19 protein-coding genes are annotated in these 25,865 nt (G+C 72.5%); 12 read left to right on the top strand and 7 right to left on the bottom strand.

Annotation, left to right across the window (positions count from 1 at the left end; translation table 11 throughout):
• Positions 1-24: 24 nt before the first annotated feature.
• The 5 genes from asnB to ACFVGS_RS35990 form a co-directional block, all read right to left on the bottom strand.
• Positions 25-1,866, bottom strand: coding sequence for an asparagine synthase (glutamine-hydrolyzing) (asnB, locus tag ACFVGS_RS36010; RefSeq protein WP_384422104.1), 1,842 nt, complete (start codon positions 1,864-1,866; stop codon positions 25-27).
• Between the two features lie 38 nt (positions 1,867-1,904).
• Positions 1,905-2,399 carry a hypothetical protein gene (locus ACFVGS_RS36005; protein WP_384422102.1) on the bottom strand — a complete coding sequence of 165 codons (495 nt, stop codon included), beginning with the start codon at positions 2,397-2,399 and terminating at the stop codon, positions 1,905-1,907.
• A complete protein-coding gene (locus ACFVGS_RS36000) occupies positions 2,396-2,662 on the bottom strand; it encodes a ferredoxin (protein ID WP_384422100.1) in 267 nt (88 codons plus the stop codon). The genes ACFVGS_RS36005 and ACFVGS_RS36000 overlap by 4 nt, the downstream gene beginning before the upstream one ends.
• A 14-nt stretch (positions 2,663-2,676) precedes the next feature.
• Positions 2,677-3,879, bottom strand: coding sequence for a cytochrome P450 (locus ACFVGS_RS35995; protein WP_384422098.1), 1,203 nt, complete (start codon positions 3,877-3,879; stop codon positions 2,677-2,679).
• Positions 3,880-3,983: 104 nt separating this feature from the next.
• Positions 3,984-5,015 carry a methyltransferase gene (locus tag ACFVGS_RS35990; protein WP_384422097.1) on the bottom strand — a complete coding sequence of 344 codons (1,032 nt, stop codon included), beginning with the start codon at positions 5,013-5,015 and terminating at the stop codon, positions 3,984-3,986.
• A gap of 267 nt (positions 5,016-5,282) precedes the next feature.
• Here ACFVGS_RS35990 and ACFVGS_RS35985 point away from each other — a divergent pair, with 267 nt between their 5' ends.
• Genes ACFVGS_RS35985 through ACFVGS_RS35975 form a run of 3 tightly spaced genes read left to right on the top strand, consistent with a single transcriptional unit; the run spans position 5,283 to position 8,218 of the window.
• Positions 5,283-6,080: an SDR family NAD(P)-dependent oxidoreductase gene (locus tag ACFVGS_RS35985; RefSeq protein ID WP_384422095.1), complete on the top strand. Its 798-nt coding sequence runs from the start codon at positions 5,283-5,285 to the stop codon at positions 6,078-6,080.
• Positions 6,080-7,123 carry a methyltransferase gene (locus ACFVGS_RS35980; protein WP_384422093.1) on the top strand — a complete coding sequence of 348 codons (1,044 nt, stop codon included), beginning with the start codon at positions 6,080-6,082 and terminating at the stop codon, positions 7,121-7,123. The genes ACFVGS_RS35985 and ACFVGS_RS35980 overlap by 1 nt, the downstream gene beginning before the upstream one ends.
• Before the next feature lie 30 nt (positions 7,124-7,153).
• Positions 7,154-8,218: a methyltransferase gene (locus tag ACFVGS_RS35975; RefSeq protein ID WP_385696578.1), complete on the top strand. Its 1,065-nt coding sequence runs from the start codon at positions 7,154-7,156 to the stop codon at positions 8,216-8,218.
• Between the two features lie 62 nt (positions 8,219-8,280).
• Here the strand turns inward: ACFVGS_RS35975 and ACFVGS_RS35970 are convergent, their stop codons facing one another.
• Entirely contained in the window at positions 8,281-8,805 is a 525-nt protein-coding gene (locus tag ACFVGS_RS35970) for a MarR family winged helix-turn-helix transcriptional regulator (protein ID WP_384422089.1), read from the bottom strand.
• A gap of 132 nt (positions 8,806-8,937) precedes the next feature.
• Here ACFVGS_RS35970 and ACFVGS_RS35965 point away from each other — a divergent pair, with 132 nt between their 5' ends.
• From ACFVGS_RS35965 to ACFVGS_RS35935, 7 genes are all read left to right on the top strand, one after another.
• Positions 8,938-10,674, top strand: a complete 1,737-nt coding sequence (locus ACFVGS_RS35965; protein ID WP_385696575.1) for an MFS transporter — start codon at positions 8,938-8,940, stop codon at positions 10,672-10,674.
• A 277-nt stretch (positions 10,675-10,951) separates the two neighbouring features.
• Positions 10,952-12,613, top strand: coding sequence for an FAD-dependent monooxygenase (locus ACFVGS_RS35960; RefSeq protein ID WP_385696572.1), 1,662 nt, complete (start codon positions 10,952-10,954; stop codon positions 12,611-12,613).
• A gap of 46 nt (positions 12,614-12,659) precedes the next feature.
• Entirely contained in the window at positions 12,660-13,283 is a 624-nt protein-coding gene (locus ACFVGS_RS35955; RefSeq protein ID WP_384422083.1) for a hypothetical protein, read from the top strand.
• 78 nt (positions 13,284-13,361) lie between these two features.
• Positions 13,362-15,500 carry a multicopper oxidase family protein gene (locus tag ACFVGS_RS35950; RefSeq protein WP_385696569.1) on the top strand — a complete coding sequence of 713 codons (2,139 nt, stop codon included), beginning with the start codon at positions 13,362-13,364 and terminating at the stop codon, positions 15,498-15,500.
• A gap of 106 nt (positions 15,501-15,606) precedes the next feature.
• A complete protein-coding gene (locus ACFVGS_RS35945; protein ID WP_385696566.1) occupies positions 15,607-16,956 on the top strand; it encodes a cytochrome ubiquinol oxidase subunit I in 1,350 nt (449 codons plus the stop codon).
• A 67-nt stretch (positions 16,957-17,023) separates the two neighbouring features.
• Positions 17,024-18,034, top strand: a complete 1,011-nt coding sequence (cydB, locus tag ACFVGS_RS35940) for a cytochrome d ubiquinol oxidase subunit II (protein ID WP_385696563.1) — start codon at positions 17,024-17,026, stop codon at positions 18,032-18,034.
• Between the two features lie 398 nt (positions 18,035-18,432).
• The gene (locus ACFVGS_RS35935) at positions 18,433-19,959 is read left to right on the top strand and encodes a peptide MFS transporter (RefSeq protein WP_385696560.1); all 1,527 of its coding nucleotides are present in this window, start codon (positions 18,433-18,435) and stop codon (positions 19,957-19,959) included.
• A gap of 69 nt (positions 19,960-20,028) precedes the next feature.
• On the opposite strand, the gene ACFVGS_RS35930 is transcribed toward ACFVGS_RS35935, so the two are convergent.
• The gene (locus ACFVGS_RS35930) at positions 20,029-22,611 is read right to left on the bottom strand and encodes a DUF262 domain-containing protein (RefSeq protein WP_385696557.1); all 2,583 of its coding nucleotides are present in this window, start codon (positions 22,609-22,611) and stop codon (positions 20,029-20,031) included.
• 363 nt (positions 22,612-22,974) lie between these two features.
• On the opposite strand from ACFVGS_RS35930, the gene ACFVGS_RS35925 reads away from it, so the two are divergent.
• Together ACFVGS_RS35925 and ACFVGS_RS35920 are read left to right on the top strand one after the other, a co-directional pair.
• Positions 22,975-25,017 carry a calcium-binding protein gene (locus ACFVGS_RS35925; RefSeq protein WP_384420263.1) on the top strand — a complete coding sequence of 681 codons (2,043 nt, stop codon included), beginning with the start codon at positions 22,975-22,977 and terminating at the stop codon, positions 25,015-25,017.
• A gap of 169 nt (positions 25,018-25,186) precedes the next feature.
• A complete protein-coding gene (locus ACFVGS_RS35920; protein ID WP_385696554.1) occupies positions 25,187-25,627 on the top strand; it encodes a cell division protein SepF in 441 nt (146 codons plus the stop codon).
• The last annotated feature ends 238 nt before the right edge of the window (positions 25,628-25,865 follow it).

The raw sequence follows: 25,865 nt of genomic DNA, 5'->3' as shown, positions 1-25,865 counted from the left end.
GGGGAGCTTCCGTGTGGGTGGTGCTCAGACCGCCAGGTCGAGGCCGTACGACGAGATCCACTCGTCGAGGTGCAGCGCCATGTCGATCTCGATGCGGGTCAGCCCCGCCGCGGCCGTCGCGTCGCGGCGCACGTCCTCGACGACCGTCGGGTTGAGCAGCGGCAGCACGGCCGAGTCGCCGGCGGCCACCAGTTTGGCGAACCGCTCCTGGACGTAGCGGTCGTAGGCGGTGTCGTTGGAGATCGGGTAGCCCGTCTTGGGACGGTTGAGCACCGCCTCCGGCAGCAGGTCCTTCGCCGCCGCCCGCAGCAGGCTCTTCCACTGCCCGTCGAAGGTCTTGAACGCGAACGGCGCGTTGAAGACGTAGTCCTGCAGCCGGTGGTCGCAGAACGGCACCCGGACCTCCAGACCGACGGCCATGCTGAGCCGGTCCTTGCGGTCGAGCAGGGTGCGCATGAAACGGGTCAGGAAGAAGTACGTCGACTCCCGGAACTGCAGGGACCGGCCGCTCTCCCCGGGCATCCGCGGCACCGCGGCGGCCGCCTGGCGGTACTGCTCCGCCTGGTAGCCGCGGACGTCGACCCGGGTGGTGACCGGGCCGAACAGGGCCGGCATGCCGAGGTTGTGGGCGAGGCTCCACGGCAGGGTGCCGGGCTGCCCGTACTCGGGGTGGTGGAACCACGGGTAGCCGCCGAACAGCTCGTCCGCCGACTCGCCGGTCAGCGCCACCGTGGAGTGGCCGCGGATCGCCCGGAACAGCAGGTACAGCGAGATGTCCATCGAGCCGGGGCCGGCGATGAGCACCGGCCAGTCGAGCGCCTGGACCACGGCGCGGCGGGTCGGCGCGTCGATCATCTCCGCGTTGCCGAGGAGGATGTGCCGGTGATCGGCGCCGACGTGGTCGACGACCTGCCGCACGTACGGGGAGTCCGCGGTGGGATGGGTCAGGTCCGGCTCGAAGTTGTCCAGGTAGCCGACGAAGTCGACGTCGAACGACCGCACCTTGCCGCTGCCGTCGCGCTGCTTGGCGAGCGAGGCGAGGGCGGTGAGCGTCGAGGAGTCGAGCCCGCCGGACAGCATCGTGCACAGCGGCACGTCGGAGACGATCTGCCGGGTCACGATGTCCTCGAGCAGCTCGCGCACCGTACGGATGGTGGTGGGCAGGTCGTCGGTGTGCTCGTGCGCCTCCAGCTGCCAGTAACGGCGCAGCCGGTGGCCGTCGCGGGAGACCCGCAGCACGTGCCCCGGGGCGAGCTCGGGCATGCCGGCGATCACGCCCGCCCCCGGCGCCTTCACCCCGCCGAACAGCTCGCGCAGCCCGTCGGCGTCGACCGTGCGGCTCGCCTGCGGATGGGCGAGGATCGCCTTCGGCTCGGAGCCGAACAACACCCCGCCGCCCGGCAGAAGTTGGTAGTAGAGCGGCTTGATGCCCACGCGGTCGCGCACCAGGAGCAGCTCCTCGGTGCGCGCGTCCCAGATCGCGAAGGCGAACATGCCGTTGAGCCGGTCGACGAAGGACTCGCCCCACTCCAGGTAGGACCGCAGCACCACCTCGGTGTCGCTGCGGGTGGTGAAGCGATGGCCCTTGAGGACGAGTTCCTCCCGCAGCTCGCGGAAGTTGTACACCTCGCCCGCGTACGTCAGGGCCGCCTGGACCCGGCCGCCCTCCTCGGCGACCATGGGCTGCCGTCCGCCCTCCAGGTCGATGATGGCGAGCCTGCGGTGGCCCAGTGCGGCGTGCGGAGCGATCCACACGTCGCCGGCGTCGGGGCCGCGCAGGGTCATGGTCGTCGTCATCTCCCGGACGACGGCGGCCTCCTGACGCAGATCACGTGCGAAGTCCACCCAGCCGGCGATCCCACACATGCCAGCACTCTCCTTTGCTCTGTCCCGGCCGCGGCCGGTCAGCCGTCGACACCGAACCGGGTGCCGACCGCCGTGGACTGGACTTCCATCAGGACGTTCCCGCCGGCGTCCAGGGCCTGGCCCGTGCCGGTCGAGGTGAAGGAGCCGTCGGCGCCGAACCGGGCCGTGTGCCGGATCCGCAGCTCGCTCAGCAGCCCGCCGTCGGCGTTCGGCCGCAGGCCCCGGGTCACGTACACGAAGCCGTCGTCGGTCCACTCCCAGGTGCCGATGCCGGTGTGGGTGTGCCGGTGGGTCTGCAGGATCAGCTGTCCGTCGGAGCCGAACGAGTAGTGCGCGTGCTCGACGTCGGGCACGCCCTCGATGGTGACGGTCACCGACCAGCTGCCGACCGGTGAAGGCCGCCGGTCCTTGCGGCGGTGCCCGCGGCCCTCGTCGTGCGCCACGGCCGGGGCCGCGGAGCCCACGGCGAGCGCCGAGCCGAGGAAGCCGGCCCGTCTGAGCAGGGAACGGCGGGTGCTGCGCTGGGGTGTCATGGTCGTGCCTCTCTCGTCGCGCGTTCCGCGGCCGCCTCCGGGGCGGCCTCGACCGGCCGGCCGGTCGCCAGGTCGGTCAGGGTGATCGCCTCGGCCGGGCAGGCCTCCGCGACGTCGATCAGCTCCGGGTCGGGGGCGACCGGCCCGGCGGCGGGCCGGGTGCGGTGGTCCTCGCCCACGGAGAAGTAGCGGGGCGCCGCCGCGGCGCAGATTCCGCTGCGGCGGCAGGACTTGTGGACCGAGATCTGCCACTGCTCGCTCATCGCCGCCCCCCGGCTCACCAGGTCACCGGCAGGTTGACGAGCGCGCGGGCGGTGAGCCCGGTCTTCCAGGTCAGCCAGTCGGACGGCACCGCGAGCCGCAGCGTGTCCGGCACCCGCTCGATGAGCGTGCGCAGCGCGATCTGCATCTCCAGGCGGGCGAGCTGGGCGCCCAGGCAGTGGTGGATGCCGTAGCCGAACGACAGGTGGACGTTCGGGGCGCGCTCGACGTCGAAGCGGTCCGCGTCGGCGAAGACGTCCTCGTCGTGGTTGGCGGAGCCCAGCGAGGCGATCACGGCCTCGCCCTTCCTGATCGCGGTGTCACCGATGGTCAGGTCCTCGGTGGCGACCCGCAGCTGCGTCCCGGTGAAGACGAACGGGTTGAACCGCAGCAGCTCCTCGACCGCTCCGGGGATCAGCTCGGGCTTCTTGCGCAGCAGCTCCAGCTGGTCGGGGTGGTGCAGCAGCGTGAACAGGGCGGTGCCGAGCGAGTTCGCGGTCGACTGGTGCCCGACCGTCATGATGATCATCGCGAAGTCGAGCAGCTCCTCCTCGGACAGCTGCTGTCCCTCGTCGCGGGCGTGCACGAGCACGCTCAGCAGGTCGTCGGCGGGTTCCTCGCGGCGCTGTTCGATCAGCTCGCGGAGGTAGCCGATGATCGAGCCGCGGGCCTCCTTCACCTCCTCGACGCTGTGGCCGCCGAGGCTGAAGATGACCTCGCTCCAGGCGTGCAGCCGGTCCACGTGGTCGTACGGCACGCCGAGCAGCTCGAAGATCACCTTGATGGGCAGGCTGAGCGCGTAGCACGACATGAGGTCGACCGGGCGGGGAGCGACCAGGACCAGACGGATCTGCTCCTCGGCGAGCTCCTCGATCCGCGGGCGCAGCGCCTCGACCCGGCGGGCGGTGAACGCCTGCATCACCAGGCGGCGCAGCCGCGAGTGGTCCGGGGCGTCCATGCCCAGGATGGTCTTCGGTCCGGGCGTGGTGTTGCCCATCCGGGGCGCCTCCGGCGCCTCGGCGGCGGCCCGGCTGAGCCGCGGGTCGACCAGGGCGGCGCGCACGTCCGCGTAACGGGTCAGGAGCCAGGCCCGGTCGCCGGTGGGAAGCGTCACCCGGGCCACCGGAGCCCGCTCGCGCAGCCGGCGGAACTCCTCCGGCGGCTCGAACGTGTCCGGCGCCGGGAAGGGGAAGGCCGGCGGTGCCTCGTCGATCGACATCGGAATCCCTTCATGTGCGGGGGAGCGAGCGAGATGGTGCGGACAAGCGCGCGGGCAGCCCCTCCGTCGCGAAGACCCGGAGGTGCCGCCCGTCACGCGTGGGGTTACTTCTTGACGCCGACCACGAGGATGTCGTTGGTGTCGAGCAGCTGGGCGGAGGTCTCCGCGAAGCCCGCCTCGGTCATCCAGGAACGGCAGTCGTCGACCCGGTACTCGGAGCCGCCGTGCGTGACGACCAGCATGGTGAGGCTGGTCAGCAGGTTGTTCAGCGGGCTGAGCTCGTCGTCGAGCATGGGGTCGTAGACCAGCAGCGACCCGCCCGGCTTCAGGGCGTCGAACGCCGACTTGATGAGCTGCTTGCGGCGCTCCGGCGACCAGTCCTCCAGCACGTGGCCGATGATGACGACGTCCGCCGTCGGAACCGGGTCGGCGAAGAAGTCGCCGCCGTGGAAGGCGATCTTGTCCTTCAGGCCGAGGCCGCCGATGTGGTCCTCGTACGCCGGCTCGACGGCAGGCAGGTCGAACACCGTGGCCTTGAGGTGCGGGTGGGCCTCGATCAGCGTGGCGGCCAGGTTGCCCCGGGCACCGCCGACGTCCGTGACGGTCTTGACCTTGCTCCAGTCGAAGGCCTTGGCGAGCTCCGGGCCGACGGCCCAGTTGAGCGCGTCCATCATGGCGACGAAGTCCCGCATCTGCTCCTCGGAGCGGTACAGGTGCTTGAACATGTTGTCGTCGCCGTGGCCCTCGATCTGGGACTCACCGGTCTTCAGCGACTCGGTGAAACCGCCCCAGGCGCCGTACAGCACGCTGTTGGAGCGGCTGAGGAAGCGCCCGACGTACGTCCGCCGGCCCTTGACCAGGTGGGTGTCGGCCGCCTGGGTGTTGCCGTAGCGGCCGTTCTCGCGCGACAGCAGGCCCAGCTTGACCAGGGCGTTGAGGAACTCCCGGGCACCGCGCTCGTGGAGGCCGAGCTTGGTCCGGATCTCCTCCTCGGTGGCCGGCCCGCTGTCGCTCAGCACGGTGAACAGGTCGAGCTCGTTCGCGGTGAGCAGGATCTTCGCGCTGCCGAACGCCATGCCGAGCTGGATGATGCCGTTCAGGTCCAGGGATCCCTGCTCTTCACGGGTCTTGGTCATGCGCCGGTTCCTTTCCGGTGGTGTCGTGGCCGCGCCCGGTCTGGTGTGCACGCCCGGTGAACAGTCCGGACGTGGTGAGCACGCCCGGTGAACTATCCGGACGCCACCTCAATCCGAACTGGAATCCCGATGGACCGGCGCTCGCGGCGAATCGCTCAAGTGACACTCCAGTCGCGATCTCCAAGCTGGGGTGCGGTGCCCGCGTGTGCGCGGCGCGGGCCCTGACGTGTCGACACCGGCCCAGCGCCGGAAAGGACGGGAGTTGCCATGGAACTCGGCCTGAAGGACAAGGTCGTACTGATCACCGGCGGCAGCGGCGGCATCGGCCGCCCGCTCGCCCGCGCCTTCGCCGACGAGGGCGCCAAGGTCGCGCTCACCTATCTCAGCCGGGTGGAGAACGCCAAGGCGGTGGCCGCCGAGATAGCGGACGGCGGCGGCCAGGCGCTGCCCGTGCACCTCGACCTGACGGACCCGGCTTCCGTGCGCCGCGCGGTCGCGGAGGTCACCGAGGAGTGGGGCGGCATCGACGTCCTGGTGGTCAACGCCTCGGCCTCCGGCGGACCCAGCCCGCACGCGCCCGCCTTCGAGGAGATCCCGGCCGAGCAGTGGCTGCCGCCGCTGCGGGCGGAGGTCGAGGGCGCGTTCCACACCGTACAGGCGACGCTTCCGGCGATGAAGCCGCGCGGCGGCGGCCGGATCGTGTTCATGTCGGCGGCGATCGTGCAGCGCGGACTGAAGGGCGCGGAGGGTTACGCGGCGAGCAAGTCGGCCCTGCACGGCCTGAGCCGCACGCTCGGCACCGAGCTCTTCGAGCACGGCATCCTCTCCAACGTCGTCGCGCCGGGGCCGGTGGTGACGGAGGGCCTCCTGGAGAAGCTGCCCGAGGAGGTACGCGGCCGGGTCGCCGGCCTCGACGCCGAAGGGGCCCGGGCCGCGCTCAACAAGGCCATGCCCTTCCTGCACTTCTCCACCGTCGAGGACGTCGTCAACGCCACCCTGTTCCTCGCCTCCCCGGCCAACGGCAACATCACCGGCAACGTGCTCTACGTCGACGGCGGGCACTGATGGCCCCGGCCCAGGACACCGCCTTCAGCCCGCTGGGCGCGCTCCAGGAGCTCAGGCCCTTCCAGTGGTCCGCCGGTCTGGTGGCCCGCGGCATGGCCGAGCTGCGGATCGCCGACGCCCTCGGCGACGGGCGGCGCACCACCGACGAGATCGCGGAGGCGATCCGCGCGCACCGGCCCAGCCTGGAGCGCTTCCTGCGGGTGTGCGAGCTGCACCGGCTGGTCGCGCCGGCCGACGGCTCCGAAGAGGCCCGCCGCTGGGAGCTCACCCCGGCCGGCCACCTGCTGCGCTCCGACGTGCCCAATCTGCGCGGCTTCAGCATCGCGGTCAACGCGCCCGGCATGACCCGCCCCTGGGAGCTGGTCGCCGACGTGGTCCGCACCGGCTGCCCGGCCACCCGCACGGTGTGGGGCATGGACCACTGGGAGTACTACGCGGCCAACCCCGACGAGGCCCGCAGCTACGCCGAGACCTGCGCCTCCCTCTCCGTCGAGGCGGCCGAGGCGCTGGTCGCCAGCTGTTCCCTGGCGGGGGAGCGGGAGATCGTGGACGTCGGCGGCAGCCCCGGCACGGTGCTCGCCCGGCTGCTCCGGGAGGTCCCGGGCGCGCACGGCGTGCTGCTCGACCTGCCGTGGGCGGTCGGCTTCGCGCGGGAGACCTTCGAGAAGGACGGCCTGGCGGACCGCGTGGAGCTCGTGGCCGGTGACTTCCGGCACGAGGTCCCCGCCGGCGGCAGTCTCTACCTGCTCAAGAACGTGCTGTGCGACCTCGACGACGAGGCGGCCTCGCAGCTGCTGGAGAACTGCGCCAAGGCCGCCGGCCAGGGCAGCCGGCTGGTGCTGCTCGACTGGGAGTACACCGAGCACTCCTCCCACGTCCACGCCAACGACGTGGAGTTCATGGTGCTCACCGGCGGCCGGGCCCGCACCGAGGAGGAGTACCGCGGGCTGCTCGCGGCCGCGGGCTTCGAGCACTGCCGCCGACTGCCGCTGGTGGGCCACGAGCGGGCCCCCATCGCACTGATCGAATCCGTCCGGGCCTGACAAGGTCCTTGCTGAATAAGGTGGTTGAGGATGTCAGCTGATCCGGAAGTGGACCGGGTGGACGCCTGCGAGGGCGCGCCCGTGATCGGCCCGCCGCCCGCCCAGGCCGTGGCCGAGCTCGGCTGGGGCATGTGGGCCAGCGCCGTGGTGCAGGCCGCGGCCCAGCTGCGGCTCGCGGACGCGGTCGGCGACGAGCCGGCCTCGGTCGAGGAGATCGCCGCCGCGGTCGGCGCGGACGTGCCCGCGCTGACCCGACTGATGCGGGCCCTGGTGGGCTTCCGCATCTTCCGGCAGGCCGCGCCCGGCCGTTACGCCCACACCGAGATGTCCCGGGCGATGCGCTCGGACGCGCCGGGCTCGGTCACGGACATCATGCTCACCGGCTCGCACTGGGGCTGGGAGATGTGGGGCAAGCTCGCCGAGAGCGTCCGCTCCGGCCGCTGCGCCTTCCAGGAGACGTACGGCAAGGACCTGTTCACGTACTTCCACGAGGACGACAACGCGGCCGGCGAGATGTGCCTCAACGGGTACGCGGCGCAGTCCCGCGCCATGAACCCGGGCGTGGTCGCGGCCCTCGACCTGGCCGGCGTGGACACCCTGTGCGATGTCGGCGGCGGCCACGGCAGCCTGCTGAAGTCGCTGCTCGAAGGCAATCCGCACGTCAAGGGCGTGCTGTTCGACCGGCCGCACGCGATCTCCGCGGCGCTGCCCGAGCTGCGCGAGGGCGGCCCGCTGGGCGGGCGGACGGAGCTGGTGACCGGCGACTGCTTCCAGAGCGTGCCCGAGGCGGACGTGTACGTGATCCGCCAGGTGCTGCACATGTGGGACGACGACGCCTGCCACACGGTGCTGACCAACTGCCTCAAGGCGGGCCGCCCGGGCGGCCGCGTGGTGCTGCTCGAACAGCTGGTGGCCGATCCGCCGGAGACGCCCTGGGACGCCCTGATGGACCTTCACATGCTGCTGGTCATGGGCGGCTGGGAGCGTACGGCCGAGGAGTACGGCGCGATGTTCGAGCGGGCCGGCTTCGAGTTCGCCGGGGTGGTGCCGAGCGGCACTCCGCTGCGTCTGGTAGTCGGCCGAATACCCGGGTGACGTGGCGGCGGCTGGTGCGTACGCTCGTTACGCACCAGCCCGCAACCGCCCGTTCCGGGGCCCTACTTGGCCGCGGCAGCCCGCTTGGAGCCCTTGGCGGCACTCTTGCCGGCCCGGAGCTTCACCGCCTCGTCGTGCGTGATCGGCGCGGCGGACCGGACGAAGTCAAGCACCGTTTCCAGCTCGCTCTCGGTGAACCGCTCGCACAGCTCGGCCAGCGAACTGCCGAGCGATTCGAACAGTGGGAAGACCTTCGCCTCCAGGTTGGGCATCGGCGTGACGAGGACGCGCCGACGGTCCTTGGGATCCCGGTCGCGACGGACGTGGCCGGCCGCCTCCAGGCGGTCGATGACGCCGGTGATGGCTCCGGTGGTCACGCCGTTCTCCTCGGCCAGCTGCCCGGCCGCCATCGGGCCGCGGGCCACCAGCGCTCCCAGACAGTTCAGGTCAAGCACGCTCAGCCCCAGCCGGTCGGCGACCGCCTGGTGGAAGAGCACCGAGCGGCTCACCAGGGTGCGCAGCTCCTGGTCCACGGCCGCTGCCAGCTGTGCCCGATCCGCATGATCCGCACGTTCCGCGCTTGACATACGCCCCGTCCTTCCAGTTACCTTGCCTCATCGTTATCTCAGCAACTAAGATAACGAGTCAGAAAGACTCCTGCCTAGTAAGCATCCGAGTTGCTGATTGTCTGGCCAGTCTAGATCAAAGAGAGGTGCACCATGTCGAACCCGTCTCCGACGGCCGCGGTCGTCGAGGGGGACCCGAAGCGGAAGATCGCCCTGATCGTGGTGCTCTTCGCCGCCTTCATGGACCTGCTCGACTCCACGATCGTCAACGTCGCCATCCCGTCGATCCAGACCGACCTCGGCACCGGATACGCCACCGTCCAGTGGGTCGTCGCCGGCTACCTGTTGTCCTTCGCCGTCCTGCTGATCCTCGGCGGCCGCCTCGGCGACATGTACGGCCGCAAGAAGCTCTTCCTCACCGGCGTCGCGGGCTTCACCGTCGCCTCCGCGCTGTGCGGCTTCGCCGGCAGCCCGGGGATGCTGGTCGGCGCCCGCGTGCTCCAGGGCGCCATGGCCGCGCTCATGGTGCCGCAGGTGCTGTCCATCATCACCGCGGCCTTCCCGCCCAAGGAGCGCGGAGCCGCCCTCGGCGCCTTCGGCGGCGTCGCCGGCCTCGCCACCGTCGGCGGCCCGATCATCGGCGCCCTCCTCATCGACGCCGACCTGTTCGACCAGGGCTGGCGCATGGTCTTCCTGATCAACCTCCCGGTCGGCATCCTGCTCTTCCTCGCGGCCTCCGCCGTCATCCGCGAGTCCAAGTCGCCCGAGTCGATCAAGCTGGACGTGGTGGGCACCCTGCTGCTCACCGCCGGACTCCTGCTGCTGCTCGTCCCGCTCGTCCAGGGCCGTGAGCTCGGCTGGCCGCTCTGGTCCTTCGTCGCCATGATCGCCTCGGTCCCGGTGCTCGCCGTCTTCTGGTCCTACCAGCGGCGCCTCGGCGACAAGGGCCGCCCCGGCCTGATCGTGCCCTCCATGTTCCGCAGCCGCTCCTTCACCGCCGGCATCATCGCCAACACGGTGTTCTTCGCGGTCACCATCGGCCACTTCCTGATCTTCATCCTCTTCCTGCAGAACGGTCTCGGCTTCTCCGCCCTGCGGGCCGGCCTCACCGGAGTGCCCTGGTCCTTCGGCGTCAGCTTCGGCGCGGCCTTCTCCGCCACCGTCCTCACCGCCAAGCTCGGCCGCAAGGTCATGGTCATCGGCGCGGTCCTGCTCGCCACCGGCCTGGCCGGGATCTCCCTCACCATCCAGCTGCGCGGCGAGGAGATCGGCTCCTGGTCGCTGCTTCCGGCGCTGCTCGTCGGCGGCCTCGGGATGGGCATGATCATCGCGCCGATCCTGGACTTCATCCTCACCGACGTCCCGCCGGAGCACGCCGGCTCCGGATCCGGTGTCGTCAACGCCTTCCAGCAGGTCGGCGGCGCCCTCGGCATCGCGGTCATCGGCGCGATCTTCCTCGGCTTCCTCGGCGGATCCGCCGACACCGCCGCCAAGGACGCCGGCGGACAGCTCCGCACCGCGCTGGTCCAGACCCAGGTGTCCGAGGACCAGCAGCGACAGCTCACCGACGCCTTCCAGACCTGCTTCACCGAGCGCACCAAGGCCAAGGACCCGACGGTCGAGCCCGCCAGCTGCGCCCCGCTGACCCAGGTCACCGACCCGCAGGCCGGCGCCGCCATCGGCGCGGCCGCCCAGGACGCCCGCCGGGAGGTCTTCTCCACCGCCCTGCAGCGCACCATCTACGCCCAGATCGGCCTGACCGCCCTGGTCCTGCTCCTGGTCCTGCTCCTGCCCAAGCAGGCCAGGCACCACGACGAGGCCTGGGAGGAGACCGCGGAACCCGGCACCGAGCCCACCGGCCCGGGCGTCGCCGAACCGCGCACCGCCTGAGCAACCACCTCCGACCGGACGGCCGCGACCCCTCGGCGGCCGTCCGGACGGACCGGGCCTGCAGCCCCAACGGGCCCATCGCCCACCGGGCCTCCGGCCCGCCCGGCCGCCGGCACCGCCCACACCGCCCGGCCGCCCGCCCCGTCCCCGCCGGCAGGGCCCGACCCGGCGGGACGACGCCGGCCCCGTCCCGCACCGCCCCGCCCGTCCGGCACCGCCCGTCCGCCCGCCCCGCACCACCCCGCCCCGACCGACCGTCCCGAACGGAGAGGTACCCATGACACCCGCTCCCACCGAGCAGACGCCCGTCCTGATCGTCGGCGGCGCCGTGGTCGGCCTGTCGACCGCGCTGTTCCTGGCCCGCCGCGGCATCCGCCCCCTGCTCGTCGAGCGCCACCCCGGCGCCCTGGGCCACCCGCGGGCCCGCGTCATCAACCCGCGCACCGTCGAGGTCTTCCGGGCCGCCGGCCTGGAGGAGGAGATCTTCGCCGACCGCTCGCTCACCTCCGAGCTCAGCGAGAAGCTGATGGTCCGCGCCGAGACCCTGGCCGGCCCGGAGATCTTCTCCGCCCCCATGCAGGACGAGGCGCCCGAGCTCACCTCCGAGGTCACGCCCTGCACCTGGTGCTCCATCGACCAGGACCGGCTCGAGCGCCTCGTCGCCCGCCGCGCCGCCGAACTCGGCGCCGAACTGCGCTGGTCCACCGAACTCGTCGGCTTCGAGCAGGACGAGGACGGCGTCACCGCGACCCTCCGCGACACCGCCACCGGCGCCGAGACGACCGTACGGACGCAGTACCTGATCGGCGCCGACGGCGTCCGCAGCGCCGTGCGCGAGGCCGCCGGCATCGCCGTCGAGGGCCCCGGCACCCTGATCCACACCGTCAGCGTGGTCTTCAAGGCCGACCTCACCGAACCCCTGCGCGGCCGTGACCTCGGCCTCGGCTACTTCGACCGGCCCGACACCGGCACCCTGCTCATGCCGCTCGACGGCTCCCGCTGGGTCTTCTACACGCCCTACCACCCCGAGCGCGGCGAGCGCCTCGAGGACTTCGACGAGGCCCGCTGCGTCGAGGCGATCCGCGCCGCGATCGGCATTCCGGACCTCGCCGTCGAAGGCCTGGAGGTCCAGGTCGAGAAGACCGGCCAGAAGATCCTCGGCTTCGAGATCTCCGCCGGGCTCGCCGAGCGCTACCGCCAGGGCCGGGTCCTCCTGGTCGGCGACGCCGCCCACACCATGCCGCCCACCGGCGCCTTCGGCGCCGCGACCGGCATCCAGGACGCGGACAACCTCGCCTGGAAGCTCGCCTCCGTGCTGCACCGCACGGCGGGACCCGGACTCCTCGACTCGTACGAGGCGGAGCGCCGCCCCGTCGCCCGCTTCACCATCGACTACGCCCTCGCCGAGCTCCAGGAGCGCTCGCACGACGAGGGCTCCGACGGCCGGCCCAGCTACGCCGCGGCCATCCTCGGCCAGCTCTACCCGAGCGGCGCGCTGCTCCCCGAGGGCGCCGACGGCGACGGCACCGAGGACGGGACCGGGCTGCCGCCCGCGCTCGACCCGCGCGTGCTCGGCCGGCCCGGCACCCGCGCCCCGCACGTCACCGTGCGCTGCCGCGGCAAGGAACTGTCCGCCCTCGACCTGTTCGGCGAGGCGCCCGTGCTCCTCACCGGCCCCGAGGGCACCGGCTGGGAGCACGCCGCGGGACCGGCCGCCCAGCGCCTCGGCATCGACCTCGACGTGTACCGGATCGGCGGCGAGTTCGTCACCGACCCGGCGGGCGACTGGGCCTCCCGTTACGGCGTGGACGCCGACGGCGCGGTGCTCGTCCGCCCCGACGGCTTCGTGGCCTGGCGCTCGGCCGGCGCGGCCGACGAGCCGCAGGCCCGCCTCGAAGAGGTCCTCGCACAGCTCCTCGACCGCGCCCCGCACGCCTGATCCGTACCACCTGCGGCACCACCAGCACGAACGGAAGGAACCGACGATGACCACCCAGGAGAAGACCTTCGACGGCGCGCTCGGCGCGGTCACCACCGGACTGCTCAAGTTCGTCGGCGGCGCGTCCGAACTGACGCTGGCCGCCGGCCCCAAGGACAGCGAGCACCTCTACCAGGGCACCTTCTCCGGTCTCGTACCGGAGATCGACACCACGGCGGGCGTCGTCACCGTCCGCTACCCGCGGCGGCTGCACCCGTTCTCCGTCCGCCGCCACAGCGGCAGCCTCACCCTCCACCCGACCGTGGCCTGGGCGATCGAGGTCGACGGCGGCACCGGGCGGCTCACCGCCGACCTCTCCGGCCTGGTCCTGACCCGGCTCGACCTCGGCAGCGGCGCCAGCCACGTCTCCATCTCGCTGCCCCGGCCGCGCGGCACCGTGAGCATCCGCGTCGCCGGCGGCGTCAGCAACGTCAGCCTGCGCCGTCCCCAGGACGTCGCCGCCCGGATCGCCGTCAGGGGCGGCGTCTCCCAGCTGACCTTCGACACCCAGCACCTCGGCGCCGCGGGCGGCGGGGCCACGTTCGCCGGACCGGCCTACGACACCTCCGAGGACCGCTACGACATCGAGGTGCTCGGCGGAGCCAGCGCCCTGACCGTCGACCGGGCCTGACCCACCACCCCACCCGTCGAGGGACCTGCCCGAGGGCCGTGAGCGCCCCCGGGCACGTTCCACTGATCGGAGCAAGGAATGTATCTCGCGATCTCCATTTTCGACTTCATCGTCTCCCTGGTGCTCTTCCCGGTCTGGCTGCTGGCCGCGCTCACCGTCCGGCGGCTCGCCACCCGCCCGGACACCCGTCGGCTGCGCCGCGGCGCCCGGATCGCCGTCGGCTTCACCCTGCTCGGCTTACTGCTCGCCGCCGGCCGGCTGCTGACCTTCTCCCAGATGGCCGGCATCAACTGGGAGCTGGTCGGTGACCGGCGCGCCGTCACCACCCTGCTGCTGCTCCTGCCCGGAGTGCTCGCCACCCTCGTGCTCAGCCTCCCGAAGGTGTGGTCGGCGGCCCGCCGCAGCGGACCCGAGGAGCCCAAGGCCCTCGCCGCGCCGCGGATCACCGTCCCGCCGCAGCTCGCGGCCTTCGGCGCGCTCGGCGGTTTCTTCGAGAAGTTCCTGCCGCCGGACCGCCCGGCAGCGCTCAACTACCCGGTCTACGGGCTGATCCTGGTGGCCGGCGCGAGCTGGCTGATCCTCCGGGCCCGCCGCCGGGCGGAGCGGATCGACGGCCGTACGACGGCCCCGCACCGCACGCGCGGCCGCCGGGTCGCGGTGCGGCTCGGCACCACCGTCGTGGTCCTCGGTGTCATCGGCACCCTGCTCACCCTCGAGTCCCAGCGCAGCCGCTTCCCCGACACCTTCTCCATGATGAAGGGCACGATGGACTACGGCGGCGGCACCACCTTCGCCGCCGACGGCCACGACGGACACCACGGCGGCTCCGCCGGCACCCCCACCAACGCCCTCGGCGTCCACGGCAACGGCCACGCCGCCGGCCACTCCGCCGGCGCCAAGGCCGCCGCCGTCAGCGTGGACGCGCTCAAGGGCCCCAAGTCCGGCACACCGGACCGCCGGTTCACCCTCACCGCCCAGGAGGCGAAGGTCAGGCTCGCCTCGGGCCGTACCGTCGACGCCTGGAGCTTCAACGGTCAGATCCCCGGCCCCGAACTGCGCATGAAGCAGGGCGAGCTCGTCGAGATCACCCTGGTCAACAAGCTCAAGGACACGCCCGTCAGCACCCACTGGCACGGCCTCGACGTCCCCAACGGAGAGGACGGCGTCGCCGGCGTCACCCAGGACGCCGTCCAGCCCGGAGGCACGTACACCTACCGCTTCCGCGTGAAGGAGCGCGGCACCTTCTGGTACCACTCGCACCAGTCGTCCTCCGAGCAGGTGCAGCGCGGCCTGTTCGGCCCGATGGTCATCGACCCGGCGGAGCAGACCCGGCCGGTCGACCAGGACGTCACCGTCCAGGCCCACACCTGGGACACCTCGCAGGGCACCGTGACCGCCCTCGGCAGCTCCGACACCCTGGACCGCCGCACCGCGCGCCCCGGCCAGAAGGTGCGGCTCCGCCTGATCAACAGCGACGTCCTGACCCGGACGTTCACCCTCACCGGCGCCCCGTACACCGTCACCTCCATCGACGGCATGGACATCAACCAGCCCGGCGAACTGACCGGCCGCCGCCTGGTGATCGCCGGCGCCGGACGCCTCGACGTCGAGTTCACCATGCCGGACAAGCCGGTCCGGCTGGCCTCCGAGGACTCCCCGGACGCGGGCATCGCCTTCTCCGCCGACGGCAAGGGCACCGTGGAACCGCGGTTCGACGGGCCGGAGTTCGACAAGACGACGTACGGCAAGCCGTCGCCCCAGCCGTTCGGCGTCCGCAGCACGTACGACCGCAGCTTCGACCTCGTCCTCGACGAGTGGCTCGGCTTCTACAACGGCACCTTCGCGCTCCGCCAGACCATCAACGGCCGGGTCTTCCCGGACGCCCCGATGCTCATGGTCAAGGAGGGCGAACTGATCCGCGTCCGCTTCCTCAACCGCGGACAGGAGGACCACCCGATGCACCTGCACGGCCACCACGTGCAGGTCCTGAGCTACAACGGCAAGCCGCTGAGCGGCAGCGCGATCTGGCAGGACACCGTCCTCGTCCGCCCCGGCGAGGAGTGGGAGGTCGCCTTCAAGGCCGACAACCCGGGCATCTGGATGGACCACTGCCACAACTTCACCCACGCCCAGCTCGGCATGGTCATGCACGTCGCGTACGAGAACGTCACCACCCCGTACACGGTCGGCGGCAAGAACGGCAACCGCCCCGACTGACCCGCCGATCCGACTGACCGGACCCACCGGAAACACGGAACCGCACCGAGGGAGGCCGGCCGGCCCGGCCTCCCTTCGCCGTACCCCGAACCCGAGAGGCATTCCCGTGGACGACGTGCTGGTACTCGCACGCCTTCAGTTCGCGATCACGGCCATCGCACACTACGTCTTCGTCGCCCTCACCCTGGGCCTCGTCACCTACCTCGTGATCATGCAGACCCGCTGGGCTGTCACCGGCAAGGAGGAACACCGCCGGCAGACCCGCTTCTGGGGCCAGCTCTACCTCGTCAACTACGCCCTCGGCATCGGCACGGGCATCGTGATGGAGTTCCAGTTCGGGCTGGTGTGGAGCGGACTCACCCACTACACCGGCAACGTCTTCGGAGCCCCGCTCGCCATCGAGACCCTCGTCGCGTTCTTCGCCGAATCCACCCTGCTCGGACTGTGGATCTTCGGCTGGGACCGGATGGGCCGGGCGACGCACACCGTGATCCTGTGGCTGGTCGCGCTCACCGCCTGGTCCTCGGTCTACTTCGTCCTCACCGCCAACGGCTTCCTCAACCACCCGGTGGGCTACGAGATCGTCGACGGCCAGGTCCGGCTCACCGACTTCACGGCCCTGCTCACCAACACCAACGCCCTCTCGGCGGCCGCGCACATCATGGCCGGCTCGATGGTCACCGGCTCCTTCTTCGTCGTCGCCGTCAGCGCCTGGCACCTGCGCAGGCGCACCGGCCACGAGGAGTTCTTCTGGTCCTCGATGAAGCTGGCCCTGCCGCTCGCGCCGGTCTTCGTCGCGCTGACGGCCGCGCTGGGCGGCGTGCAGATCGGCTTCTCCGTGGAACAGACGCCGACGAAGTACGGCGAGCGCTCACCCGAGACCGCGGCCGTGATCCGCGAGTTCACCGAGCGCTTCGGACCCGACGACTACCTGCCCCCGGGACTCAGCCGCACCGCCGAGGTGTTCATGGTCATCCCGGCGCTGTTCATGGGCGCCCTCACGGTCCTCGCCGTCCTGTTCATGATCAGGCGCAACCTGATCCGCCGCCGGGTGCTGCTGTGGCTGCTCACCGCGGCACTCGTCCTGCCGTACCTCTCCAACGTCTCCGGCTGGGTCTTCCGCGAGGTGGGCCGCCAGCCCTGGGCGGTCTACGGCGTGCTGAAGACCGAGGACGCGATCACCCCGGGCCTGACCTCCGGCACCGTCCTGACCTCGCTGCTCGTCTTCGGCGGCCTGGTGGCGCTCCTGGTGCTCGTCGACTGGGCGCTGCTGCTCCGCTTCGCGCGGCGCGGCCCGGACGCGACGCAGCTCGGCCGGCCGCCCGAGGACGACCCCGAAGGCACGGGCGGCGCCGCGGGACTCCCGTCCCCGGCCACCGCCTCGCCCTCCGCGCCGTCGAACGCCTCGACCCCGGCCTCCACGTCGCCCTCCTCGCCGACCATCCGCACCTTCTGACCGCGCCCGACCGCGCCCGACCGCGCCCGATCGCGGCTGAACCGCGCCGACCGCACTGGAGTTCATCGTGTGGCACACCCTCTGGTACGCGCTGCTGGGACTGTTCCTGGCCGGTTACCTCGCCCTCGACGGCATCACCCTCGGCACCGGGCTCGTCGGCCGCGTGCTGGCCCGTGACGACACCGAGCGGCGCACCGTCGCCGCCGCCACCGGCCCGTTCTTCCTCGGCAACGAGGTCTGGCTGATCGCCGCCGGCGGCATCGTCCTGGGCGGCTTCCCCGGCCTGGAGTCCAGCGTCATCAGCGGGATGTACCCGCTCGTCGTGCTCGCCGTCGCGGCGCTGCTGGTACGGGAGGCGGCGACGCAGTTCCGCCGCCGGGTGCCCGGCGCCCGCTGGCGCGGCTTCTGGGACGGCCTCGTCCTGCTGACCTGTCTGCTCCTCGCGCTGACCTGGGGCGCGCTCGGCGGCGCCCTGCTGGGCACGCTGCCGCTGCGCGGCGGCCACCTCGACATCGACCCGGGCCTGCTCCTGCGTCCCGTACCGGTCCTGTCGGCGCTGACCGCGGTCGCCGTCTTCGCGCTGCACGCCACGGTGTTCCTCGCGGTCCGCACCGAGGGCGCGCTCGCCGCGCGCGCCTCGCGCGCCGCCGGCCGGCTCGCGCCCGTGGCGGCGGGCCTCGCCGTCCTCACCGCGGCGGCCGCCGTCGCCGACGGGAACGCGCGCGACGGCCTGCTCAACCCCCTGCCCGCGGCCCTGCTCCTCCTCGCCGCCGTCGCGGCCCTGCTGCTCGCCCCGCGCCTCGCGGCCCGCGGCCGCCGCCGGGCGCCGCTCCTCAGCGGCTTCGCCGCCCTGGCACCCGTACCGCTGCTCGGCGCGACCCACCACCCGCAGGCCCTGGTCAGCGGCGTCGGCGCGCACGAGAACCTGTCGGTGGCCGAGGCCGCCGCCGACCCGTCGACGCTCGCCGTCGTCGGCCCGGTGGTGCTCCTCGTGCTGCCCGTCCTGCTCGCCTTCCAGGCGATGCAGTGGTGGGCGTTCCGCGGCAGGGCGGACGACCGCTCGCCGGCGTACTTCTGACGAGCCGGACCCGAGCGAGCTCCGAGGACGGCCGGGTTTCCTTCAGACGAGAGGGAAACGGCCTCCGGAGCGGATGCCCGGAGCGATGGCCCGGAACGAGGCCCGGAACGGTTCCGGGAGCGAGCGCAGCGGCTCCCGGGGCGTCCCGGCCCTCCGGGGCAGAACGGCTCACGGGGCCAGGGGTGCGGCCCGGCCCCCGCCGCCGTACGACTCCTGCGCTTCGGCCCGTTCCCTCGACCCGCGGCGCCCGGTACATCCCCCGGCCGGGCGCCGCGCGCATTCCTCCCGCGGTCACGGCCCTCCCGAGCGATTCTCGAGCCGTGCCCGAACCGGCGCCGTCAGATTCTCCGGACGACCGTCCGACGGCAGCCCAGCCGCACGTCCGCAGGGAGGAATCCATGGCCGCCCCGATCAGACCGCCCGCCGCCGACGCGCGGTTCCGGCAGAACGGCACCGCTCCGCAGCCGGGCGACGCCGTCCGGCGCACCGGACCGCTCGGCCGGCCGCGCTGGTTCACCACGCTCTTCCTCACCGACGTCTGGGAGCGCTTCAGCTTCTACGGCATGACCGCGGTCCTCGTGCTCTACGCGACGGAGGACACGGCGCGCGGCGGACTCGGCCTCGCCGCGGGCGACGCCGGAATCCTGTTCGGCGCGTACATGGCGGCCGTCTTCCTGTCCTCGCTGCCGGGCGGCTGGATCGGCGACCGCATCCTCGGCACCCAGCGCGCCGTCCTGTACGGCGGCGTCCTGATCGCCCTCGGCCACCTCTCGATGGCCGTGCCGGTCACCGGTTCCGTCTACCCCGGCCTGGTCCTCATCGCCGGCGGCACCGGACTGCTCAAGCCCAACATGGCCGGGCTGCTCGCCGCGTTCTACGACCGCGAGGACCGCGCCGGACGCGACGCCGGCTTCGCCGTCTTCTACATGAGCGTCCAGGTCAGCGCCCTGATCTCGCCGCTCGTCGTAGGTGCCCTCGGCGAGGGCGTGAACTGGCACCTCGGCTTCGGTGTCGCCGCCCTCGGCATGGGCGCCGGACTGCTCCAGTACGCCCGCGGCATCCGGCACTTCGGCGAGGTCGGCCGCGCGCCGGAGCGCGCCGCGACGCCCGCCGAACGCAGCCGCGTGCTGCGCGTCGCGCTCGCCGCCCTCACCGTGGTCGTCCTCGCGTACGGCACCGACATCGCCCTCGGCACCTTCCGCATGCCCCACATCATGATCCTCGTCGGCCTGCTGGCCGTGACCTCGCCGGTGATCTGCTTCTGGCGGCTGCTGCGCAACCCGCTCCTCACGGCCGTGGAACGGGTCCGGGTCCGCACGTACATCTGGCTGTTCCTGGTCTCGGCGGTCTTCTGGGCGCTGTTCCTCCAGGCCGGTTCCGCCTTCTCGCTGTTCGCCAAGCACTCCACCGACCGCGAGATCTTCGGCCGCACCCTGCCCGCCAGCTGGTTCCAGTCCGCGATCCCGCTGTTCGTGCTGATCCTCGCCCCGGTGTTCGCCTGGCTGTGGACCCGCGCGGGCGACCGGCTCTCGACCGCCGCCAAGTACGCCGTCGGCATGGGCGCCACGGCCACCGCCTACCTGGTGATGGCCTCCGCCGCCACCCTGGCCGCGGGCGGCACCCAGGTGTCGCCGCTCTGGCTGCTCCTCGCCTTCCTGCTGCTGGCCGCCGGCGAGGTCTCCTTCGGCCCGGTCGGCATGAGCGCCTCCACGGCGATCGCCCCCGCCACCTTCGTCAGCCAGATGGTCGGCCTGTTCTGGCTCTCCGGCGCCCTCGGCGGCGGCATCGGCGCCAACGCCCTGAAGGCGTCCGGCGACAGCGTCCCCGGCCCCGGCTTCTTCCTCGGCCTCGCCGCCGCGGCCCTGGCGACCGGCGCCACCCTCCTCCTGCTCCGCCGCCCCCTCACCCGCCGCCTCGGCGTCTGACCGGGGAACCTCCGCACGAGCGCGGGTCGCCGGCGTCAGGGGCCGGTGACCCGCGCGGTCGCGAGGGGCTCAGGCCGTACCCCGGCTCTCCCAGCGGTCCCGGAACCAGGACAGCGTCTCCACGAGCAGCTCCCGGTCGCGTTCCTTCTCCAGCGTGGACAGCCGGAAGCCCGGGCGCAGCTCCAGCTTGCCCTCCGGGATGTCGACGCCCTCCAAGGCGTTGAGCCGGCCGAGGAGTTCGAGGCGCAGCGCACGGTCGGTGAACGGCTCGCGGGCGGCCAGGTGCTGGAACACCACCTCGGCCGTGCCGCCGCGCCCGCCGCCCGGGTAGAACACCAGCGGCCAGATCCCGCGCCCCGGCGGACCCGCCTCTCCGAGCATGAGGAAGGCACTGGTGGTGACCCGTCCCGTGCCGTGGCCGACCCAGCCGCCGAGCTCCTCCCAGCGGGCGAGGACCTCGCGCACCGCCGCCACCGTCCCGGAAGAGTCGTCCGTCGCGAGCTGACGGAGGAACCGGTCGGCGCGCGTCTCCTCGCCGCCACCGCCCTCCTGCTCCTGCTCCTTCCTCTCCTCCTCCTGGTCCGCGTCGGCCCCGGAGAGCAGCAGCGCGAGGTCGTCGGCGGTGAGGCGCTGCGCCGGGTCGGCCGCCCCGTTGACCGTGAAGCGGACGCCGTCGGCGGCCAACCGGGCCCGGACGTCGCCGCCCGCGTCCTGCGGACCCCAGCGGAAGCCGTCGGAGATCCGGCCTTCGGACGTCAGCACCCGGTACGCGTTGGCCACGCCCGGTGTGTTGGCCAGATGGGTGCCGACGGCCTGGGCGCCGGAGCCGATGGACGCGGCCAGGTCGCCGTACGCGGTCCACGTGCCGTGCGGGAGCGCCGCGAGCAGCTGATGGGCGAGCACCCAGTCCCGGCCGCGCTCCGCCCGCCCCACCCCCCGCAGCGGGGCCGGCCACAGGGCGACCGCGCGGTCGGCGAGCTCGTCGGCGCGGGCCAGGATCTCCTTCGCGCCCCAGCGTTCGGTGGCGGCGATCCGGCGGTTCATCTCCAGGTGGCTGCCTTTGAGCAGGTCCTGCTTGCGCTCGAAGGGATGGTTGGAGAGTTCCGCGTTGACAGCCGTGAGCGTCAGGTTGCCGAGCGTGTGCTGCAAACGGGAGTGAAGGTCCTCCGCGCTCTCCCCGGCGGCGGTCTCCTCGCCCAGCGCGCGGATCCACTCGTCACCGGGCGACTGCGGCATGACGTGCTCGATGGTGAGCTGCGCGGCGGCGAAGTCCAGCGGCTCGGGATGCCCGTAACTCTCCTCCAGCCGCTGCAGCACCATTTTCCGCTGGTGCCAGCGCCCGAACTGGTAGAAGGGCGCGTCCCTGATCCTTCCGCGCAGCTCGTCGTCGTCGGGCCAGAAGCGGTTGTCGGAGGAGAGGAGCCGGTGCAGCCCGTCGGCGACGGGCACGCCGAGCGGGAGCTGCCCGGGCACGGCCTGGAAGATCCTGCCGAGGTTGTTCGTCGGCACCCGACAGAGCATCCGGCGCACCAGGAAACTCTCGACGTACGACATCGCGCGTTCGGTGTCCGCCGAGTCCAGCTCCCCGCGCTCGCGCCGGTCGAGCAGCAGCATCAGCGCCGGGTACGTGGCCTGCGCCTGCCACGCGTCGAGGCGCCGCAGCCGGGCGCGGACCGCAGGGTCCTGCTCCTCCTCCGGGTGCAGCAGCCTGCGGAAGAGCGGAGCCCGGTGGTGCAGCTCCCTGATGTACGCCTCGATCGCCTCCTCGCTCGCCCGGCCGCTCGCCGTCCCGCGTTCGAAGCGCTGCTGCTGTGCGGCGTAGAGGTCCTGGCGGCGCACCCGGTCGTCCCCGTCGAGCACCAGTTGCAGCCACATGAGCTGTTCGAGCTCGTCGTTGGTCAGGCTCTTCTGCAGCGGAAGCCAGTAGCTCTCGTACACGTGCTCACCGCGGGTGGGCAGCCGCATGAACAGGTAGTTGCGCAGCAGGTCGGCCTGGCTGAGCTTGAGGCCGGTGTTGTTGAGGGACTCGAAGATCCGGTGCACGTTGTCGCCGCGCTCGGCGATCACCGCCACCAGCGTGAGCCGTGAGGTGATGGCCTGTTCGATGCGGAATACGCTCTGCGGGGCGGCCGGATCGGCCGCCTCCACGAGCTTGCGGCGGAAGAAACCGTAGGCCGCGGCGACGCTGCCGCCCGCGGACTGCTCCGCGCGGGGACCGCGTACGTGCCCGGCGAACGACGCCCGGTCCGCCTGCGTGGGCAGCAGCCGGAAGTGGTCGTTGCCGTTCTTGCGCTTGTTGATCAGGTAGTCCTCGTCGATGCGCTCGGCTTCGTCCGGCTCGGTGTCCGCGAGGTGGTCACGGATCGCGGCGAGGGCCAGCGACAGCGTGGTCAGCCGCTGCTGACCGTCCACGACGAGCCAGCGGGGGAACGTCGGTTCGTTCTGCGGGGACGGCGCGAGCACGACGGATCCCAGGAAGTGCGTGCTCGCGGTGTCACCCGACTCCAGCAGCTCGGCCTGCTCCAGGACGTCGTCCCACAGCTGCCGCAGCTGCTTCTCCGTCCACGCGTACGTCCGCTGGTAGAGGGGCACCTGGAACTGCTGGGCCCTGCCCTGGACGAGATCGGCGAACAGTGTCTCCTTCGCCTGCACGACTTCCCCCTGCGGTCGATCCACGGCCGCCCGCCACGGGCACCCGGGAACGACCTTAGGTCCTCGCACCGACAACCAGGGAGGCGAACGGGGAAGCGGCCCGCGCACCCGGCGGCCGCGCGTACCTCGCGCACCCGGCGGCCGCGTGAACGGGCGGCGCGGCCGCGCGTACCTCGCACACCCGGCGGCCATGTGAACGGGCGGCGCATGCGGGGGGATTCGCGCGCTCCCTCTGCCGGGTGGATCCGGCGGGGCCAGTGGGACGCAGCGCGGCACGGCCCCTGGGGCCGGGGCGGGCGGAACCGGACAGTGTGGGTGCTCTTCCCGTTCCCGTACGCCGCGAAGACGGAGGTTCCGCCCCGCATGACCCCCCACGCACACCTCAGGCCGGCGCGGCGGCGCCGCGGACCGGTCCGGAGGGCCGCCGCCCTGGTCGCGCTCGGACTGGTGGCCGCCCTCGCCCTGCCCGGCACCGCGCTGGCCGCGCCCGGGGACCTGGACCCGGCGTTCGGGCCCGACGGACGGGTGACGACACCCGTGACCGGATACGCGGAAGGCCACGACATCACCCGCCAGCCCGACGGCAAACTGCTCGTGGTCGGCACCAGCGAGGCGGGCTTCACGCTCGCCCGCTACGACGAGGCCGGCGGCCTCGACGCCACCTTCGACGGCGACGGCATCGCCACCAGCGACTTCGGCGGCGGCAGCCACTCGGCCAACGGTGTCGCCGTCCAGCCCGACGGCAAGATCGTCGTCGTCGGCACCACCGAGTTCCTCGACGAGGTCGGCGGGTGCTGCTTCTTCTCCGTGGCCCGCTACAACGCCAACGGCAGCCTGGACACCGGATTCGGCAACGCCGGACTCGTCCGGGTCATGGAGTTCGGCGGGTCCGCCGACGGCGCCGACGTGGCACTGCTGCCCGACGGGCGGATCGTCGCCGCCGGCAAGGGCGGTGGCGGCGGCTTCGCGCTGGTCCGGCTGAACGGCACCGACGGCAGTCTCGACGACAGCCTCGGCGGTGACGGCGCCGTGGTCGCCGGCTTCACGCCCTCCTCACCCCAGGACGCCGGCGGCATCGCCCGCCGCCTCGCCCTCCAGCCCGACGGCAAGGCCGTCTCCATCGGCTACGTGGGCAACACCGCCTTCGACATCGGCCTGGCCCGCTACAACACCGACGGCACCCTCGACAGCACCTTCAGCGGCGACGGCATGGTCACCGCCGACTTCGGCGGCACCGAGTTCGGCAACGCCGTGGCCATCCAGCCGGACGACAAGATCGTCGCCGCCGGCTCCGGCGGCTCCGGCGTCGCCCTGCTCCGCTACAACGCCGACGGCACCCCGGACGCGGGCTTCGGCACCGCCGGCCGCACCTCGGTCGCCTTCCCCGGCGACGGCGGGGCGGCCAACGCCATGGCGCTCCAGACCGACGGCAAGATCGTCGTCGCCGGAATCGCCGACGACCCCGGCAGCGCCGAGGCCAACGACTTCGGCGTCGCCCGCTTCACGCCGAACGGCACACCGGACACCGGTTTCGGCGGCGACGGCTTCGTCGTCACCGGATTCGGCGACTACGACGAGGCGCGCGGGGTGCTCGTCCAGCCGGACGGAAAGATCGTCGCCGCCGGCTACGGCGCCGGCTTCGCCTTCGCCCTCGCCCGCTACCAGGGCGGCGGCACCACGCCTCCGCCGCCCGCGCCGCGGGCCGACCTGACGGTGAGCAAGAGCGGCAGCACCACCGTGCGCATCGGCGACCGCGCCACGTACACGGTGACCGTCACCAACTCCACGAGCTCCAACGCCACCGCGACCGGCGTCACCCTCACCGACACCCTCTCCGGCGCCGCCGCGACCCTGATCTCCGCCACCACGACCCAGGGCTCCTGCACCACCACCGCCACCGGCGCCACCTGCGCCCTCGGCTCGCTCGCCGTCGGCGCGAGCGCCACGGTCACGGTGACCGCCGAACCCCGCGCCACCGGCACCCTCACCGACACGGCCACCGCGAGCGGCAGCCCGCAGGACCCGACGCCCTCCGACAACACCGCCACCGCCACCACCTCGGTCAACAACGCGCGCGGCTGCACGATCATCGGCACGAGCGGCACGGACACCCTGACCGGCGGCTCCGCCAACGACGTCATCTGCGGCCTCGGCGGCAACGACACCATCCGCGCGAACAACGGCCACGACACGGTGCACGGCGGCTTCGGCAACGACAACATCGACGGCGGCTTCGGCGACGACACCCTGTACGGCGACCAGGGCAACGACACCCTGACCGGCTACTACGGCAACGACCGCCTCACCACCACCGACGGCGTGTCCGGCAACGACACCGCCAACGGCGGCAGCGGCACGGACACCTGCACCACCGACCCGGGCGACACCCGCATCAGCTGCCCCTGAGGCCGCCTCCGTCGTGCCCTGCCCTGCCCGTGCCCCTGTCCCCGCCCCTTCCTCCGCCCCTGCCCCCTGACCTCGGCACCTCGGCCCGGACGAGCATCATGGAGCGTCCGGGCCGAGACGGTTCGTGTCGGTGTTGGGCCGAACGGGTGAGGAACGGGAGGATGGGCGCATGAGTAGGTACGAGAGGTACGACGTCACCGACGAGCAGTGGGAGGGCCTGGCACAGGTCGTGCCCCTGCGCGGCCGGGACGAATGGCCGTCCAGGGTCGACCACCCCACCATCCCCGACCGGTACGAGGCCGCCGAACAGCGCCGCATGGTCGTGCTGCGGGTCCAGGTCTTCGCCGACGCCCGCGAGGTCGCCGAGTACCTCATCGCCCAGATCCCCGTGCTCCTCGACCTCACGAGCGCGGACACCGAGGTCGCCAAGCGCATCCTCGACTTCAGCAGCGGCGTCGTCTTCGGACTCGGCAGCGGCATGCACCGCGTCGACCGCAACGTCTTCCTCCTGGCCCCGGCCGGCACCGAGGTCGAGGGGGCGACGGACGCGAACGCCGACGACACCGAGGACAGCGAGGACGCCGACGAGGGTGCGATCCCTCGTTCGTAGGAAGGTCGTTCAGCCGGAACGGTTCGTCGTCCGGGCGGCTGCGTACCGTCCGGACATGACCACCACCGGCGGCACCGCACCCGACCGCACGTACCCCCCGACGGCTGGCCGCGCGCCCGCTCCGGCGGCGCCCGGGTGCGTCCCGTCGCAGGGACGCCCCCGCGGCCCCCCCCCCCCCCCCCCCCCCCGGGGCGTATTAAAAACAGTCGCAGGCCGCCGGGTTTGGGGGGTTTTTATA

The sequence above is a fragment of the Streptomyces sp. NPDC127114 genome (assembly GCF_042677525.1).
Lineage (GTDB): Bacteria > Actinomycetota > Actinomycetes > Streptomycetales > Streptomycetaceae > Streptomyces.
The sequence above is the reverse complement of the archived record's forward strand: the minus strand, read 5'-3'. Positions and strand labels throughout refer to the sequence as shown.

Excerpts from the sequence above, each read along its gene's own strand:
- ACFVGS_RS35970 (WP_384422089.1), bottom strand. The coding sequence starts at position 8,805 with ATGTCAAGCGCGGAACGTGCGGATCATGCGGATCGGGCACAGCTGGCA.
- ACFVGS_RS35935 (WP_385696560.1), top strand. The coding sequence starts at position 18,433 with ATGGCCGCCCCGATCAGACCGCCCGCCGCCGACGCGCGGTTCCGGCAG.
- ACFVGS_RS35980 (WP_384422093.1), top strand. The coding sequence starts at position 6,080 with ATGGCCCCGGCCCAGGACACCGCCTTCAGCCCGCTGGGCGCGCTCCAG.
- ACFVGS_RS35985 (WP_384422095.1), top strand. The coding sequence starts at position 5,283 with ATGGAACTCGGCCTGAAGGACAAGGTCGTACTGATCACCGGCGGCAGC.
- ACFVGS_RS35925 (WP_384420263.1), top strand. The coding sequence starts at position 22,975 with ATGACCCCCCACGCACACCTCAGGCCGGCGCGGCGGCGCCGCGGACCG.
- ACFVGS_RS35920 (WP_385696554.1), top strand. The coding sequence starts at position 25,187 with ATGAGTAGGTACGAGAGGTACGACGTCACCGACGAGCAGTGGGAGGGC.
- ACFVGS_RS35965 (WP_385696575.1), top strand. The coding sequence starts at position 8,938 with ATGTCGAACCCGTCTCCGACGGCCGCGGTCGTCGAGGGGGACCCGAAG.
- ACFVGS_RS36000 (WP_384422100.1), bottom strand. The coding sequence starts at position 2,662 with ATGAGCGAGCAGTGGCAGATCTCGGTCCACAAGTCCTGCCGCCGCAGC.
- ACFVGS_RS35955 (WP_384422083.1), top strand. The coding sequence starts at position 12,660 with ATGACCACCCAGGAGAAGACCTTCGACGGCGCGCTCGGCGCGGTCACC.
- ACFVGS_RS36005 (WP_384422102.1), bottom strand. The coding sequence starts at position 2,399 with ATGACACCCCAGCGCAGCACCCGCCGTTCCCTGCTCAGACGGGCCGGC.
- ACFVGS_RS35995 (WP_384422098.1), bottom strand. The coding sequence starts at position 3,879 with ATGTCGATCGACGAGGCACCGCCGGCCTTCCCCTTCCCGGCGCCGGAC.
- ACFVGS_RS35990 (WP_384422097.1), bottom strand. The coding sequence starts at position 5,015 with ATGACCAAGACCCGTGAAGAGCAGGGATCCCTGGACCTGAACGGCATC.
- ACFVGS_RS35975 (WP_385696578.1), top strand. The coding sequence starts at position 7,154 with ATGTCAGCTGATCCGGAAGTGGACCGGGTGGACGCCTGCGAGGGCGCG.
- ACFVGS_RS35950 (WP_385696569.1), top strand. The coding sequence starts at position 13,362 with ATGTATCTCGCGATCTCCATTTTCGACTTCATCGTCTCCCTGGTGCTC.
- ACFVGS_RS35960 (WP_385696572.1), top strand. The coding sequence starts at position 10,952 with ATGACACCCGCTCCCACCGAGCAGACGCCCGTCCTGATCGTCGGCGGC.
- asnB (WP_384422104.1), bottom strand. The coding sequence starts at position 1,866 with ATGTGTGGGATCGCCGGCTGGGTGGACTTCGCACGTGATCTGCGTCAG.